Source organism: Algibacter sp. Ld11 (assembly GCF_045066735.1).
Classification (GTDB): domain Bacteria; phylum Bacteroidota; class Bacteroidia; order Flavobacteriales; family Flavobacteriaceae; genus Algibacter.
In genome coordinates, this window is the sequence record NZ_JBISHH010000026.1 from 174,781 (window position 1) to 190,623 (window position 15,843).

At 32.6% G+C, this 15,843-nt stretch carries 11 protein-coding genes; 7 read left to right on the forward strand and 4 right to left on the reverse strand.

Features of this window, described 5'->3' with window-relative positions:
* Nucleotide 1: 1 nt before the first annotated feature.
* The 3 genes from ACJJV4_RS17500 to ACJJV4_RS17510 are packed head-to-tail and all read right to left on the reverse strand — an operon-like array spanning nt 2 to nt 4,487.
* Nucleotides 2-2,722 (reverse strand): T9SS type B sorting domain-containing protein, encoded by a 2,721-nt coding sequence (locus ACJJV4_RS17500; RefSeq protein WP_405296687.1) that lies wholly within the window; start codon nt 2,720-2,722, stop codon nt 2-4.
* A gap of 29 nt (nt 2,723-2,751) precedes the next feature.
* A complete protein-coding gene (locus ACJJV4_RS17505; protein WP_405296688.1) occupies nt 2,752-3,576 on the reverse strand; it encodes an ABC transporter permease in 825 nt (274 codons plus the stop codon).
* 14 nt (nt 3,577-3,590) lie between these two features.
* Nucleotides 3,591-4,487, reverse strand: a complete 897-nt coding sequence (locus ACJJV4_RS17510; RefSeq protein ID WP_405296689.1) for an ABC transporter ATP-binding protein — start codon at nt 4,485-4,487, stop codon at nt 3,591-3,593.
* 221 nt (nt 4,488-4,708) lie between these two features.
* Between ACJJV4_RS17510 and ACJJV4_RS17515 the strand changes: the two genes are divergently transcribed.
* On the forward strand, nt 4,709-5,776 hold the full coding sequence (locus tag ACJJV4_RS17515; protein ID WP_405296690.1) for a hypothetical protein: 1,068 nt from the start codon (nt 4,709-4,711) through the stop codon (nt 5,774-5,776).
* Nucleotides 5,777-5,784: 8 nt separating this feature from the next.
* Here ACJJV4_RS17515 and ACJJV4_RS17520 read toward each other — a convergent pair whose 3' ends face one another.
* Nucleotides 5,785-6,021: a hypothetical protein gene (locus ACJJV4_RS17520; protein ID WP_405296691.1), complete on the reverse strand. Its 237-nt coding sequence runs from the start codon at nt 6,019-6,021 to the stop codon at nt 5,785-5,787.
* Nucleotides 6,022-6,158: 137 nt separating this feature from the next.
* Between ACJJV4_RS17520 and ACJJV4_RS17525 the strand changes: the two genes are divergently transcribed.
* From ACJJV4_RS17525 to ACJJV4_RS17550, 6 genes are all read left to right on the forward strand, one after another.
* The gene (locus tag ACJJV4_RS17525) at nt 6,159-8,111 is read left to right on the forward strand and encodes a peptidylprolyl isomerase (protein ID WP_405296692.1); all 1,953 of its coding nucleotides are present in this window, start codon (nt 6,159-6,161) and stop codon (nt 8,109-8,111) included.
* Between the two features lie 3 nt (nt 8,112-8,114).
* The gene (locus tag ACJJV4_RS17530; RefSeq protein WP_405296693.1) at nt 8,115-8,969 is read left to right on the forward strand and encodes a peptidyl-prolyl cis-trans isomerase; all 855 of its coding nucleotides are present in this window, start codon (nt 8,115-8,117) and stop codon (nt 8,967-8,969) included.
* Complete coding sequence (locus ACJJV4_RS17535) at nt 8,953-10,401, forward strand: peptidylprolyl isomerase (protein ID WP_405296694.1); 1,449 nt, start codon at nt 8,953-8,955, stop codon at nt 10,399-10,401. The genes ACJJV4_RS17530 and ACJJV4_RS17535 overlap by 17 nt, the downstream gene beginning before the upstream one ends.
* A 4-nt stretch (nt 10,402-10,405) precedes the next feature.
* The gene (locus ACJJV4_RS17540; RefSeq protein WP_405296695.1) at nt 10,406-11,359 is read left to right on the forward strand and encodes an AAA family ATPase; all 954 of its coding nucleotides are present in this window, start codon (nt 10,406-10,408) and stop codon (nt 11,357-11,359) included.
* A 24-nt stretch (nt 11,360-11,383) separates the two neighbouring features.
* Nucleotides 11,384-12,517 carry an acyltransferase family protein gene (locus tag ACJJV4_RS17545; RefSeq protein ID WP_405296696.1) on the forward strand — a complete coding sequence of 378 codons (1,134 nt, stop codon included), beginning with the start codon at nt 11,384-11,386 and terminating at the stop codon, nt 12,515-12,517.
* A 400-nt stretch (nt 12,518-12,917) separates the two neighbouring features.
* Entirely contained in the window at nt 12,918-15,695 is a 2,778-nt protein-coding gene (locus tag ACJJV4_RS17550; protein ID WP_405296697.1) for a bifunctional aconitate hydratase 2/2-methylisocitrate dehydratase, read from the forward strand.
* Nucleotides 15,696-15,843 lie beyond the last annotated feature (148 nt).

Genomic DNA, 15,843 nt, shown 5'->3' on the forward strand with positions numbered 1-15,843 from the left:
GTTAATATTTTAATGAAAAATGATCTTTATGTATACGGCCATCTTCCAATTGAATAACAAACCAATAATCATCAGCAGGTAATAATGAGCCATTAAAGCGGCCATTCCAACCAGTATCTTTTGGACTTAATGTTTTTACTAATTTACCGTAGCGATTATAAATTAAAATTTTTGAGTTTGGTTGGTTGTCTCGAGAGATTCCATAAATTCTCCAAGTATCATTAAAACCGTCGTTGTTTGGTGTAAAAAACTTTGGAAAACCAATAACATACGCTTTTTCGCTAACAGTACCACAATCGTTTTTTGTATCGTTTACAGATACGGTATAAACACCAGGAAATACATTTTCGAAAACGGGGTCACTTTGGTATGGAGCAATTACAACATTATTACTATCTAATAATCTATACTCGTAATCGCCTTCTCCAGAAGCTATAACGGTTATACTGTTGTTTTTTGAAACATCTTTAACTTCAATATTATTTATGCTAGCAATATTAGCGCCTTCAACAGTAATTGTTCTGCTTTTAGAACAGCCAACAGCGTTTGTTACAGTAACATTATATATGCCTGCTTCATTAATATTTATAGAATATGTATTCTCTGAGTTAGACCAATTGTAAGTGAAATTATTTGAAGAGCCATTTAGTACACCCGCATTAATAGCCAATGTTTCTGGGAATTTATTTAAGCAGTAATAGAATAAAGCTTCGGTCTCTATTTCCGGTAGTTTGTTAACTGTGAGTTCTATTTCGCTAATTCCGTAACAGTTATTAGCATTTTCAATACGGGCATAAATAGTTTGATTGTATACTGTTGTATTGGTGTAAGTGCTATTTAAATTGTTTTCTTCTAATAGCGCATCATTATAATTTTCAAAATATAAAATGGTTAACCCAGAAGGCAAGCCATCCGTTAATTGTACATCAGCATCGTTTAAATTAAAGGTTTGGAAACCATCTTCGTTACCATCATCATCGCATAAAATTAATTCAGCATCTTTCGAATCTGTTGAGCTTACCGCAATGGTTAATTCAGAATAATCAAAACAAGATGTTTCTGTGTTATAAACTTCAACATAAATAATTTGCGGGTTAGATATGTTATTATAAGCTGCGCCATCTACTTCCATAGTTCTGGCGCTATCTGTATAGAAACGTGTTGCTAATCCTGATACATTTCCTGTTAAAACCTCGTTGGCTTCGTTTAAAACAAATGTGGTTCTGTTATCTTTTAGGCCATCTTCATCGCATTGTAGCAGGATGTAATTAAAAGCCTCTGGGTTTTCGTTAAAGTTTACATAAGCTTCACCTTCTAAGGCACAGTCTCCGTTATTTGGATCGATATAAACTTCATAATGTCCGCTTGCATCAATAAAGAGACTAGCACTGGTTTCAGTAAGTGGTAAACCATTGATAGACCAAGTATAAGTAGCCCCAGCAATATCATCGGCAGCTAGGGTATAGGTGTCGTTTTCGCACAAGTCTAGGTTAACAGTGCTTTTTGAATTCTTAATAATATCAATTTTTGTGTTGAAAAAAGATTGAATAAATGGAGGTAAACCTTGAGAGGATAAGTTGGGCGATAAGTTAACAGCGTTGTGTTGATAATTACTGGCTGTTCCTATGCTATTTGGATTGTTTATTACTCCTAAATAAGGAAGCCCTTGTCTATAAGTGGCACTTAGCGCTCTATAGATTTTTCCGTTTGGAGCAAGTTGTAAACCACCTCTATAAAGACGCCTATCGTCTAAGGTAATGGCAGAGTTTACAATATCTGGAGCAAGTAAGTTATATTGAATTAATTTAGATTCGTGATTATTAGGGTCTTCATTAGCTGCTTGGTTGTTGTTGTCTGAAAAATCGTTGTACGTACTAGCATAAAGTAACTCGCTATTTGGCGAAAATTCTAACCCGTAAGCTTTGTCTGCAGCACCAGTTATAGGGATGCGCATTTGGTTACTAACTATGCCCGTAGCAACATCGAAATCGTAAAGGTATAGTCCGTTTTGAACACTACTACACGCCACTTTTGTACCATCTGGCGAAAGTTTTAAATAGCCACGATAATCTATAAATAAAGGGGTTGGGAGTGTAAATGTAGACTTAATTGGGGCATTTAATACCCCAGTAGCGTCAACTTCATAAGCATAAAATGTATCTAACACCCCTAGGTTTCCATCTTCTGGAGCAAAAGCAATTACCCAAATAGAATTTGTAATGCAATCTTTTAAAACTGCGGTAATTTTCTCGGAACAATCATTTAATAAATTTACGTTTTTGTTGGTTACTCTACCTAAACCGCCATTTAGTGTTATATCAACTTCAGAGTAATTTAAACCAAAATGTGCTTCGTTATTATTGTGGTCGTCTACGGTAAAAATATAATAAATATCATCATTATTTGGTTTTGGAACAATAATCGCCGACTGCGTACTGGATGGATCTCCAAATAAGCCACTACCATTGTTCATGATAGCGTGGTTTTTATTCCAAACGGTTGTGCCATCGGTATAGAATAGTAAATCGCCAAACTCATCTGATATGGTTGCACAACCTTCAAAGGTGTTTAGTTCTCCATTGGTCAATGTAGTTACGTTGTTAGATGCTAAATCAAATTTAACACCACTGTTATAGCCAAAATACCATGTAGAGGCCTCACTTTGAGCATAGATACTAAATCCTGCTAAACAAAATAAAGCGAATAATATATTTTTTTTCATCTAATTAATAGCAATAGCTACCAAATATATTATAAATCGCGCTTTTTTAATAATTTAAACGATAAAAATACAAATAGAGCGGTCCAGCCTAGAACTATAGCGATTTCATACCAATGCACTAAATAATCATAGGCTAGTTCTGCCTTTTCTGGGAATTTAGACATAGCTACACGTTGAAAAGGTTGTTCTATTAAGTTGTACATAGATTGTAACGGAAAGAAATTCTGAATATTAGTTGCAATATGGTGATCGAATTGCCAGGTGATTAACCCGAAAATAATCCATTCAGAAATAAATAAAATAAACAAGAATGCTAGAGCAAATGCTGAACGTTTTACTAACATGCCTAGAAATAAGCATAAACTAAAAAAGCCTAATAGTTTTACAAAATAAGCTAACAAGAAGTTTGTTTCTCTTATAATGATACCGAACTCGTTATAACTTGAGTAATACAAACCAATACATAATGAAATAAGCCCAATTAACACCGTTGAAATAAGCGAAAAGAAAGCAATAGCGTAGAATTTAGATAAAATAAACTCCTTTTTGCTTAAGCCATCAATAAGGTTTTGTTTTATGGTTTTGTTGCTATATTCATTACCAATCATGCTTACTACCACAATAGCAAAAAAGAATTTAAATTGTGAAGCAAAAAAAGTGGTTAAATGCCAAATTATTGGGAAGTTAAAAACGCCTAATTCACCAAGTTCTAATGTGAAAAATCCAAAAACATTTATTTTTATAGATGATAAAAGAATAACGAAAAAAGGTAAAATAAACGATACAAAAATTAAAACTTTGCTAGTTCGGTTTAATAAAAGCTTTTGTAATTCTAGGTTTAAAAGTCGGAACATGTGTTTTGCTTGTATTAGTTGTTATCGGTTAATTGTAAAAATTGTTCTTCTAAACTTTCTTTACGCTGTACTAAATGAGTTAGAATAATACCTTTTTCAAAAAGTTGTTTATTGAAATCTTCAGAACTCAGCGGTTCTTTTAGAAAAGCAGTAATTAATGTTCCATCTGTTTTTGTATTTGCAAACGATGGATGTTGCTCAATAAAAGCAAGTAAATCGTCTTCTCTGTTACATTTCAATTCAAAAAAGCCATGACTCGAAATCATTTCATCTACACGGCCAGAATACAATTTTACACCTTTACGCAAAACCACAACGTGCGAGCACACTTTTTCAACTTCATCTAATAAATGCGAAGCCAATAAAATAGTAGTGCCTTTTGCAGCAATTTGCTTAATGATTTCTCTAATTTGGTGAATACCTTGTGGGTCTAAACCATTTGTAGGTTCGTCTAATATTAATATTTCAGGATCGTTTAGGAGAGCAGAAGCAATGGCTAAGCGTTGTTTCATACCTAAAGAATAGGTGCTGAATTTATGGTCTTTTCTATCTAAGAGGCCAACAACTTCTAGCTTTTCTTCAATTTTATTTAAGCCAACACCTTTTATTTTGCAAACAAGTTTAAGGTTTTGTGCAGCCGTCATGTACGGATAAAAATTAGGCCGTTCTATAATGGCGCCCACTTTTTTTAGAGCATCGTGAGTTGAGGTGTTGCCATCGAACCAATGAAAGCTTCCTTCTGTTTTATTTACTACATTTAAAACAATACCTAATGTGGTTGATTTCCCACTGCCATTAGGACCTAAAATGCCGTAAACATTGCCTTTGTTAATGGTGAAAGATAAATCTTTAACGGCCGTTAAATAACCGAATTTTTTTGTGAGATTCTTGATGGTTAGTATAGATTCCAAACTATGTAGTTTTTAAAGCTGGCATTTTTTCGCCAGCGTATGTTAGTTTTTTAGTACGACGACCCGTTTTCTAATTTGTTACAAGAAAAGGAATAAAAGATAGAAATATATGTAATTGTAGAATCATTATGAATTTAATCTTTTAACAAGATTGAACAATAAAGTGAGTAGATTATTTTAATTCGCTGAAAATATTTTATTTTTAGATATATTTACAAGCTATGGAAGATTTAAAAATATCTAAAAGGAAACCATCGTTTCCTATTACAGAAAAGTTACATAACTACCTCTTAGAATATAATAGAAACACAAAAATCCCGATTTTTTATGACGATTTGTTGCGCTTTCAAGGTTCGATAGTGGTTTATGATAAGGACGATAATGATACGCTTTGGATTCGCGTTTATTACAATGAGTTCGAACGTCAAGAAATTGAGAAGTCTTTAAAAAAGGTTTACACAATTCTCCATTCTGATGGTAACGAGAATATTTTTCAGTTTTTAAGTGTTGATGCCATAGATTTTTGCACCTTCGGAAACTCCAAACCTTTTCGTATTAAAATACGTAATGTATTAAACGATAATTACACTTATTTTTATATCAAAACGGCCGATGCATCTCGTGTATACGGACTAGAATTAGAGAACATGCTTTCTCCTTATAATTTGAATTTTTTAATTTATGAAAACACATTAATTGAAGAGCATATTGCAGGTATTCCGGGTGATGAGTTTATAAAAAACTTTTTACCAAAATGTAGTAAATCTGAAAAAACACAAATAGCTAAAGAGTTTGTGAAGTTTAATGAGCGTTGCATGATTAGACTTTTGGGCGATATGCGATCGTACAACTACGTTATTGTGCCTACTCACGATTTTGATCATGTAGTTTATAAAATTCGTGCTATAGATTTCGATCAGCAATCTTACGAAGGAAAACTCAATATATATAGGCCTCAGTTTTTTAAAGAAAATTTTAAAATGGTAGAATTAGTTACCGAGCGGGTGCAAAAATTTTCTATAGATCAATATAAAATTGAAGAGCGTTCTATTTTAGTAAAACGATTAAAAAGTTATAGAGATCGAATAGATGAATTATTGTCTTGTATGAACGACGATACTATTTCTACAGAGGAAAATATTAGTTTATTAAAGTCTAAAATATTCGATTACACTCAGGATATAGAGTTTAAAAGGTGTAAAAACATGGGAGACATCCTTAAGAATACGCTAAGGTTTTTAACCCACAATTATGAGAATGTAAACCCTAAAGGTTTTTACGATAAGTAAAAATGTAGTTAGGCGGTATAAACTTGTCCTCGGTGTGGTTTTAATGCATCTCTAAGTGGTTTCATATTAGCCTCATCGACAACTAAATAAGCAATGGCGTGCATTTCGCTTAAAACTTCAATACCAGTAATGTTTATATCTAGTTTTTCTAGGGTAATATATTCTTTTAAATGTATAACGTGGTGTTCTGCTGTTCTTTGACTATTAGGTCCACGAAAATCCCAAATAAGTTTAAGTTTACGCATGTTTATTTTTGTGTTTTTATGGTTTCAAATATACTTTAAAAAGTGTAATATCTATGATTTTTAAACGTTTGTTAAAGCAACTTGCTTTATAGCTTTATATTACTATTTTTGTTTTTACTAAAAATTTATATTTTCAAATGAAGTTTAAATATTTTTTTATCCAAATTCCGTTCTTTTTTTGTTGTTTGTTGAATGCTCAAACCATAGATAAAGAGGTGTTACTTGAGGTTGATGGCGACCCGGTTTATGTGTCGGAATTTATGAATGTTTACAATAAAAATTTAGATTTAGTTCAAGACGAATCTCAAAAAGATGTAGATGCCTATTTAAAACTTTTTACAAATTATAAGCTTAAGTTAAAGGAAGCTAAAACTCTTGGTCTAAACGAAAAACCATCTTATAAACGCGAATTATTAACTTACAGAAAACAGCTTGCCAAAAACTTTATGACAGATAATACGGTGACTGAAGCTTTAGTTGAAGAAGCGTATAATAGAATTTCTAACGATGTAAAAGCACAGCATATCCTTGTGCTATTATCTGAAGATGCTGCGCCATTAGATACTTTAGCAGCTTATAATAAAATCACCAAGCTACGCGAAGCGACTTTAGCTGATGGTTTTGGAAATGTAATGACAAAAAAAGCCGATGGAAAAACTGTAATAGCAGAGCAACTTGGGTGGTTTAACGGTTTTAAAATGGTTTATGCTTTTGAGAATGCAGCTTTTAATACAGCAGTAGGCGAGACATCTCAACCTTTTAGAACGCGTTTTGGTTATCATATTGTTAATGTACAAGAGAAGCGTAAATCTCGTGGCGAACGCACAGTAGCTCATATAATGGTGGTTAACAAGGAAGGGGAAGCGAATACTGAAAATCCTGAAACTAGAATTCAGGATATTTATAAAAAAATAAATCAAGGTGAAGATTTTGAGGCATTAGCTAAGCAATTCTCAGATGATAAAAGTTCGGCATCAAAAGGAGGGTTGATGCCTCCGTTTTCTGGCGGGCAGTTAAGTGCATCAGAATTTGAAGACGTTGCTTTTGGTCTAGAAGATGTAGGAGCGGTTTCAGAACCATTTAAAACGCAATACGGTTGGCATATTGTTAAGCTATACAATAAAAAACCAGTTGAAAATTTTGAGGATGTTAAAACAGAATTGGTTCAGAAGGTAAAGCGGGATGAGCGTTCTAAGCGCATCGATAATGCTTTGTATAACAAACTTAAAGCAACCTATAACCTGAGCGGTGTGCAACCAAATCTCGATTATTTTGTTTCGGTTTTAAATGAAGACTATTACAAGCGTAAATGGAAATTACCATCAGATTTTCAAGCGACAAAAATATTGTTTACTATAGGTGAAAAGGACTTTACTTATAAAGATTTTGGAAATTACATGGTAAAAACACAGCGTAATCTTCGCGAAAATACACCATTTATAAATATAGTTTCAACAAAATATACAGAGTTTTTCAATAAGAGTTTAGTAGAATATCACGAAGCGCATTTAGATCAAGTTAATCCGGAATTTGCAAATGTTATTAACGAGTATCGCGATGGTTTGTTACTTTTCGATTTAATGGAAAATACCATATGGAATGCATCAAAAACTGATTCTTTAGATATTCAAGAGTTCTATAATTCTAATAAAAAGAATTACATTTTACCAGAACGTATAGATGCCGTTGTGGCTTCTTCGACTAAACAAAAAACCTTGAAAAAAGTATCTAAATTACTTGAAGAGAATATGTCTTTAGATCGCATAAAAAACTTGGTAAATAGTAATGATGCCGTAGAAGTTATTTTTACATCTGGTATTATGGATGCCGAGCATCAGGCCCTTCCAAAAGGATTTAAATTTAAAAAAGGTATTTCTAAGATTTTTAAACACCATGATGCTTTTGCAGTTGTTCAGGTAAAAGAAATTCTTTCAAAAACAGAAAAAACTTTGGAAGAAGCAAAAGGGGCAGTTATATCCGACTATCAAAATGAAAAGGAAGCTAAATGGGTAGAAGCACTAGCTAAAAAATATCCAGTAATTGTTCATAAGGATGTTTTGAAAAAGGTGAAATCTGAAATAGAAAAATAACAGATGCAGAAAATAATAATTTTAGTCATTTTAGCATCGTTTATGGTGTCTTGCGATTTTTCATTAAAAGAAGAAGATAGTCGCGAGCCTATTGCTAGAGTAAATAATTCATATTTATATAAAGACGATGTTTCGGCATTAGTTTCTGATGCTAGTTCAAAAGAAGATAGCGCCGTTTTAGTACAAAACTATATCAATAATTGGGCTACAAAGCAGTTGTTTTTGGATGGAGCTTTACTTAATTTAAGTGAAGAAAAACAGGTGGCATTCGATAAATTGGTAAAACAATATAAAACAGATTTATACACCAAAGCTTACATTGAGGCTTTAGTTAGTAGAAGTCTGGATACGGTTGTAAATAGAAGCATGGCAGAAATGTATTACGATCAAAATAAGGATGTTTTTAAATTGAATGAAGAGTTGGTTAAATTTAGATACATTCATGTAGATGAAAATATTATAGACTACAGTGGTATTGAGAAGAAATTTAAAAGATTTAATGAAACGGACAAAAGGGAACTCGACTCTATATCTATTCAGTTTAAATCGTATTCATTAAACGACTCTATTTGGATAAAAGTAAGCCAGGTTATTAGTAAAATTCCTGCGATTACACCAGAAAATAAAAATCAACTGTTAAAAAAATCTAATTTTGTACAGCTCAAAGATTCATTAGGAGTATATTTGATGCAAATTAATGATGTTTTATTACGAAATGATACAGCGCCGCTAGAATTTGTTACGCCAACAATTAATCAAATTGTTAGAAATAGACGTAAATTAGAACTTATTAAAAAATTAGAAAAAGACATTACAAAGGATGCTATTAAAAATAAAGAATTTGAAATTTATAAATAACTTAAAATTTATTACTGTTGCTTTACTATGTATAGGAAACGCAGTATTTGCACAAGAAATTATTGAAGATGATGTTGTTGCAAAAGTAGACTCCACAAGCTTAGCGGAAAACGTTAAAAGTGCTGTGCCAAGCGATTATAAAAAGAAAAAAGTAGATGCGGTAGCAGCTGTGGTTGGTGATTTTATTGTTTTAGAGTCTGATGTTGACAAAACGTATTTGCAATTAGAGGCACAAGGGGTTAATGTAAAAGATATTGAGGCTTGCCAGTTGTTTGGTAAGTTGCTAGAAGATAAGTTGTATGCACACCATGCTATCCAAGATAGTATTGTAGTTTCTGATGCTGAAATACGCAGTATGGTAGATTACCAAATGGAGCAGTTTTTAGCTGAATTAAATGGTGATATGAAACGTTTATTGGCGCTTTATGAAAAAGATACAGAAAAAGCGGTTCGAGAAGAAATGTTTGAAATTAATAAGAAGAACAAGTTAGCTAAAGACATGCAAGCTAAAATTGTTTCTGAAATAGAAGTAACTCCAGAAGAAGTTCGTTTATTTTTTACCAAAATACCTAAAGAGGAACGTCCAACGTTTGGTACAGAACTTAAAGTGGCTCAAATTGTTTCGGAGCCTCAAGTGTCTGCCGAAGAGGAGCAAGATGTTATAAACAGATTAAAGCAATTTAAAGCCGATATTATTGAGAAAGGAGCAAGTTTCCGTTCTAAAGCAGTTTTATATTCAGAAGATCCTGGTTCTGCTAGTCGTGGTGGTAAATATACTCTAAACAAGAAAAAACCGAGAATGGTAAAGGAATTTAGGCAAGTTGCTTTCGCCCTTCAAGAAGGTGAGATTTCTGAGCCTTTTAAATCCGATTTTGGTTACCACATTATAACGGTAGATAAAATTAGGGGTCAAGAGTACGATGTTAGTCATATTCTATTAACACCAAAAGTTTCGAGTGAAGCTATAGCAGAGGCTAAAGCACGTCTTGAAAAAGTTAGAGAACGTATTGAAAGTGGTTCAATAACTTTTGCAGAGGCTGCTAGAGAAGCTAGTGACGAGAAAGAAACTAGAAATGATGGTGGGCAGTTAATTAACCCAGCAACACAAGATTATAACTTCGAATTAACTAAAATGGATCCGGAATTATATTCTCAAATTCAAGATTTAAAAGAAGGAGAAGTAAGTTTAGTGCTCACTGAGCAAGACAGAACAGGAAATGTTAAGTTTAAAATTTTACGCGTAACCGATAGAATAAATGAGCATGAAGCTAATTATGCTAGAGATTACTTAAAAATTAGAGAACTTGCACTAGACGAAAAGAAAATTAAAGCCATCGAAGATTGGCAAAAAGAGAAAATAGCCGATACCTATATAAAGATTGGATCTAAGTATAGAGATTGTGAGTTTTCTAGTAACTGGTTAAAAAAGTAAGTCCATGTCTGATGTAGCTGCCATTGAACAATTTGTAAAACAATTTAAAGCATTAAAAACTGAAGTTGCCAAAGTAATTATTGGTCAGGAAGCTGTTGTAAATCAGATTTTAATTTCTGTTTTTTCCGGAGGACATGCCTTACTTATAGGTGTGCCAGGATTAGCAAAAACATTAATGGTAAACACTATAGCACAAGCTTTAGGTCTCGATTTTAAACGCATTCAGTTTACACCAGATTTAATGCCTAGTGATATTTTAGGAAGTGAAATTCTTGATGAAGACCGCCATTTTAAATTTATTAAAGGTCCAATTTTTGCTAATATTATTTTGGCAGATGAGATAAATAGAACACCACCAAAAACACAAGCCGCACTTTTAGAAGCCATGCAAGAACGTGCTGTTACGGTTGCAGGCCACCATTATAAATTAGATTTACCTTATTTTGTTTTAGCAACCCAAAATCCAATAGAGCAGGAGGGAACTTACCCTTTGCCAGAGGCTCAGTTAGACCGTTTTATGTTTGCTATTAATTTAGACTACCCAACCTTTAAAGAAGAAGTAGAAGTAGTTAAATCAACTACAAATGATAATAAGGTAACGGTTAACGCTTTGTTTTCTGCTCAGCAAATTGTCGATTTTCAACATTTAATTCGTCGTATACCTGTTGCAGATAATGTTATAGAATATGCAGTTGCTATGGTTGGTAAAACAAGACCAAATAGCGATCAAGCTCCAGAAATTGTTAAAAATTATTTAGACTGGGGAGCTGGTCCAAGAGCCTCTCAAAATTTAATTTTGGCAGCTAAAACACACGCGGCAGTAAATGGTAAATTTTCTCCAGATATTGAAAACGTTCAAGCTGTTGCAGAAGGTATTTTGAGACACCGTATTATTAAAAACTACAAGGCTGAGGCCGAAGGTATTTCGGAAACCGATATTATTAAAAGTTTATTCTAAATTATTGTACATTGAAACCAATCGATGTATAGTAATAAAAAACATAGAATTTTTGGATTAGATTTTGTTAGGGCATTAGCTATAATAATGGTGTTATGTTCGCATTCTACACTATTACTTTTTCCAAATACGCATCATATTGTAATCACCATTTTTCAGTTTTTCGGTACCATAGGTGTCGATTTATTTTTTGTTTTAAGTGGCTTTTTAATCGGCGGTTTGCTTTTAAAGGAAATTAATCAAGATTGTTTAAGTTTTAAGCAATTATTTCATTTTTGGATTAGACGTTGGTTTAGAACGCTTCCTAATTATTTCTTGGTGTTAATTATCAATATTATTTTGTTCTATGTTTTTTACAACGAAATTATTGATGGAGTTGGTTTGTTTTTTGTTTTTCTTCAAAATTTCTCATCACCGCATCCTAATTTCTTTACTGAAGCTTGGAGTTTATCCATAGAAGAATATGCCTATATTATAGGTCCTTTTTTGGTGTTTTTACTTAGTATTTCTTTTAAACGTATTAATAAGCAATTAGTTTTTATGGGAATTACAGGTTTTATCGTTTTAGTTACTGCTTTATTACGTTATAAATTTCATTTAGGTCATTATTCACAAGTAAATCAAGATTGGAGTAAGTTAGTTCGAAAAGTAGTGGTTTATCGTATAGACTCTATTTATTATGGTTTCATAGGGGCTTATATGGCATTTCACTTTAATCTGTATTGGAGAAAATATAAGGTGCAAGCCTTCGCTTTAGGTCTTTTTATATTCTTTGGGATGCATGGGGTAATTTTTATGAAATCTATTCAGCCAGAAACCACATCGTTATTTTTTAATGTATTTTATTTACCTCTTATTTCTATAAGTTTACTGTTACTGTTTCCTGTTCTTTCTAGTTGGAATTCTAAAGTTGTTTTATCCAAAACTATTACAAATATTAGCTTATGGTCTTATAGTTTATATCTAATAAATTATTCAATAGTATTATTATCCATTCAGTATTTTATCGATGTAGAATTGGAGTCTAGTTCTATTAAATTTATCATATTGATTGGTTTTTGGGCTATTTCGTTCATTTTGTCCTTCTTATTATATAAGTTTTATGAGAAGCCTTTAACTAAATACCGAGAAGCTTCGTTTATAGTGAAATATTTTTGAAATATTTTAAGAATAGTTCAGTGATTGTTGTAAAATACTGATATAATCCTAATGATATTAAAATCTAATGATACTATAATAATTTGTTATCACTGCTTATTGTATTGCATCAATTCTTTTTAAAACTTTGCTTTATATTTTTTATGTTTGTAGAACGTTAAAAAAACAGTTTTTTGTTGTTTTGGTAAAGTTTATTTATTTCAAAGCAGTGTAACAAATTAGCGCAACATACAAGTTTTTAAAATATCGAACTATTTTAAAGAAAAACACAAAAGCTTTGTCAGGTTATAGTCTAAAAACACGTTTTTAAGCAAATAACTATATCGATTTCGTTTCTTTTGTTTTCCTTGTTTATAGTTATTTAGTAAACTTGCATAAACTAAATTGAAAATTATTATTTATGACCACTTATAAAGATTACATCAAGCAGATTGAAGAAAGAAAAGATCAAGGACTTCATCCGCAGCCAATTGATGGCGCTGAGTTATTAAGCGAAATCATTGAGCAAATTAAAGACTTGGATAATGAATATAGAGAAGAATCTCTTAATTTCTTTATCTATAATGTTTTACCAGGAACCACAAGCGCTGCTGGAGTAAAATCTAAGTTTTTAAAAGAAATTATTCTTGGTGAATCTGAAGTAAAAGAAATTACTCCAGCTTTTGCATTTGAACAATTGTCGCACATGAAAGGTGGACCTTCTATTGAAGTTTTGCTTGATTTGGCTTTAGGAGAAGATGTTGCAATTGCTGCAGAGGCTGCAAAAGTTTTAAAAACACAAGTGTTTTTGTACGAGGCAGATATGGAGCTTTTAGAAAATGCTTTTAAAGCAGGAAACACTATCGCTAAAGAATTGTTAGAAAGTTATGCGCAAGCAGAGTTTTTCACTAAACTTCCAGAAGTTGAAGAAAAAATTGAAGTGGTAACTTATATTGCAGGTGTTGGTGATATCTCTACAGATTTATTATCTCCGGGTGCAGATGCACACTCTAGATCAGATCGTGAATTACATGGCCAATGTATGTTTGAGCATAACAAAGATATGCAGAATGAGTTATTAGCTTTAAAAGAACAACACCCTGATAAACGTGTGATGTTAATTGCCGATAAAGGAACCATGGGAGTTGGATCTTCAAGAATGTCAGGTGTAAATAACGTGGCATTATGGACAGGTGTTCCTTTTAGTAAGTATGTGCCATTTATTAATTTTGCACCAGTAATTGCTGGTACAAATGGTATTGCTCCAATTTTCTTAACAACTGTTGGGGTAACTGGAGGTATTGGTATTGACTTAAAAAACTGGGTTAAGCAAAAAGATGCTGACGGAAATACTATTGTTGATGAAGATGGAGAAGCAATTTTAAAAGAAGAGTATTCTGTAGCTACAGGTACAGTTCTTACTATCAATACAAAAACAAAAAAATTATATAACGGAGACAAAGAATTAAAAGATATCTCTGCAGCATTAACGCCACCAAAAATGGAGTTTATTAAGGCAGGTGGTTCTTATGCTGTTGTATTTGGTAAAAAATTACAAACACTAGCTTGTAAGATTCTAGATATAGAGATTCCTCAGGTATATGCAACTTCAAAAGAAGTTTCTATTGAAGGACAAGGTTTAACTGCAGTTGAAAAGATTTTTAACAGAAATGCAGTAGGTACTACTCCAGGTAAAACTTTACATGCAGGTTCTAATGTTAGAGTTGAGGTAAACATTGTAGGCTCTCAAGATACTACAGGTTTAATGACTTCTCAAGAATTAGAAATGATGGCTGCTACAGTTATTTCTCCAATTGTTGATACAGGTTATCAATCAGGATGTCATACAGCTTCTGTTTGGGATGATAAGTCTAAAGCTAATATTCCAAGACTAATGAAGTTTATGAACGACTTCGGATTAGTTACTGCGCGTGACCCTAAAGGGAAATATCACGCCATGACCGATGTAATTCATAAAGTATTAAATGATCTTGCAGTTGATGATTGGGATGTAATTATTGGTGGAGATTCTCATACACGTATGGCAAAAGGAGTTGCCTTTGGAGCAGATTCAGGAACAGTTGCTTTAGCTTTAGCTACAGGTGAGGCTACAATGCCAATTCCAGAGTCTGTTAAAGTTACTTTTAAAGGGGAAATGAAACCTTATATGGATTTCCGTGATGTGGTACATGCTACTCAAGAGCAAATGCTAAATCAATTTGATGGAGAGAATGTTTTTCAAGGAAAAATTATTGAAGTACACATTGGAACATTAACTTCCGATCAAGCCTTTACTTTTACAGATTGGACGGCTGAAATGAAAGCAAAAGCATCTATCTGTATTTCTGAAGATGAAACTTTAATTGAGTCATTAGAAATCTCTAGAGATCGTATTCAAATTATGATTGATAAGGGGATGGATAATCCAAAGCAAGATCTTAAAGGATTAGTTGATAAAGCAAATAATCGTATCACAGAAATTAAAACAGGAACTAAATCGGCATTAAAGCCAGATTCAGATGCTAAATATTACGCAGATGTTGTTATTGATTTAGATAAGATTATCGAACCAATGATTGCTGATCCAGATGTAAATAATGAAGATGTATCAAAGCGTTATACGCACGATAATATTCGTCCATTGTCATACTACGGAGGTACAAAACAAGTTGATTTAGGTTTTGTTGGATCTTGTATGATCCATAAAGGAGATATGCAAATCTTAGCTCAAATGCTAAAGAACATTGAAGCGCAATATGGGAAGGTAGAGTTTAAGGCGCCTTTAGTTGTTGCTCCTCCAACCTACAACATTGTTGATGAGTTAAAAGCAGAAGGAGATTGGGATATTTTAGTAAAATATTCAGGTTTCGAATTTGATGATAGCGCACCAAAAGGATTAGCACGTACTAAATATGAGAATATGTTATATTTAGAACGTCCAGGTTGTAATTTATGTATGGGTAACCAAGAAAAAGCTGAACCGGGAGATACAGTAATGGCTACTTCTACACGTTTATTCCAAGGAAGAGTTGTAAGAGATAAGGATGGTAAAAAAGGAGAATCTTTATTATCTTCTACACCAGTAGTAGTATTGTCTACAATTTTAGGTAGAACACCAACTATGGCAGAATATGAAGCTGCGGTTGATGGTATTGTATTAACAAAATTTAAGCCTTCTCAAAAACAATTAGTAAGCTAATAAAAAAGGTTAAATTATAATTATTAAAAATCCCGGGTCTTAGGCTCGGGATTTTTTTGTTTAATACAGTTAATTATATTTTTTTTCAAGGTAAAAAAATCACCATAGATAGTTTAATTTCGACATTAAAGCAAAAGGCATAGTATGC

Bases quoted from the DNA above. Each gene is read 5' to 3' on its own strand.
- ACJJV4_RS17500 (WP_405296687.1), bottom strand. From the start codon at position 2,722: ATGAAAAAAAATATATTATTCGCTTTATTTTGTTTAGCAGGATTTAGT.
- ACJJV4_RS17505 (WP_405296688.1), bottom strand. From the start codon at position 3,576: ATGTTCCGACTTTTAAACCTAGAATTACAAAAGCTTTTATTAAACCGA.
- ACJJV4_RS17515 (WP_405296690.1), top strand. From the start codon at position 4,709: ATGGAAGATTTAAAAATATCTAAAAGGAAACCATCGTTTCCTATTACA.
- ACJJV4_RS17520 (WP_405296691.1), bottom strand. From the start codon at position 6,021: ATGCGTAAACTTAAACTTATTTGGGATTTTCGTGGACCTAATAGTCAA.
- ACJJV4_RS17525 (WP_405296692.1), top strand. From the start codon at position 6,159: ATGAAGTTTAAATATTTTTTTATCCAAATTCCGTTCTTTTTTTGTTGT.
- ACJJV4_RS17530 (WP_405296693.1), top strand. From the start codon at position 8,115: ATGCAGAAAATAATAATTTTAGTCATTTTAGCATCGTTTATGGTGTCT.
- ACJJV4_RS17540 (WP_405296695.1), top strand. From the start codon at position 10,406: ATGTCTGATGTAGCTGCCATTGAACAATTTGTAAAACAATTTAAAGCA.
- ACJJV4_RS17545 (WP_405296696.1), top strand. From the start codon at position 11,384: ATGTATAGTAATAAAAAACATAGAATTTTTGGATTAGATTTTGTTAGG.
- ACJJV4_RS17550 (WP_405296697.1), top strand. From the start codon at position 12,918: ATGACCACTTATAAAGATTACATCAAGCAGATTGAAGAAAGAAAAGAT.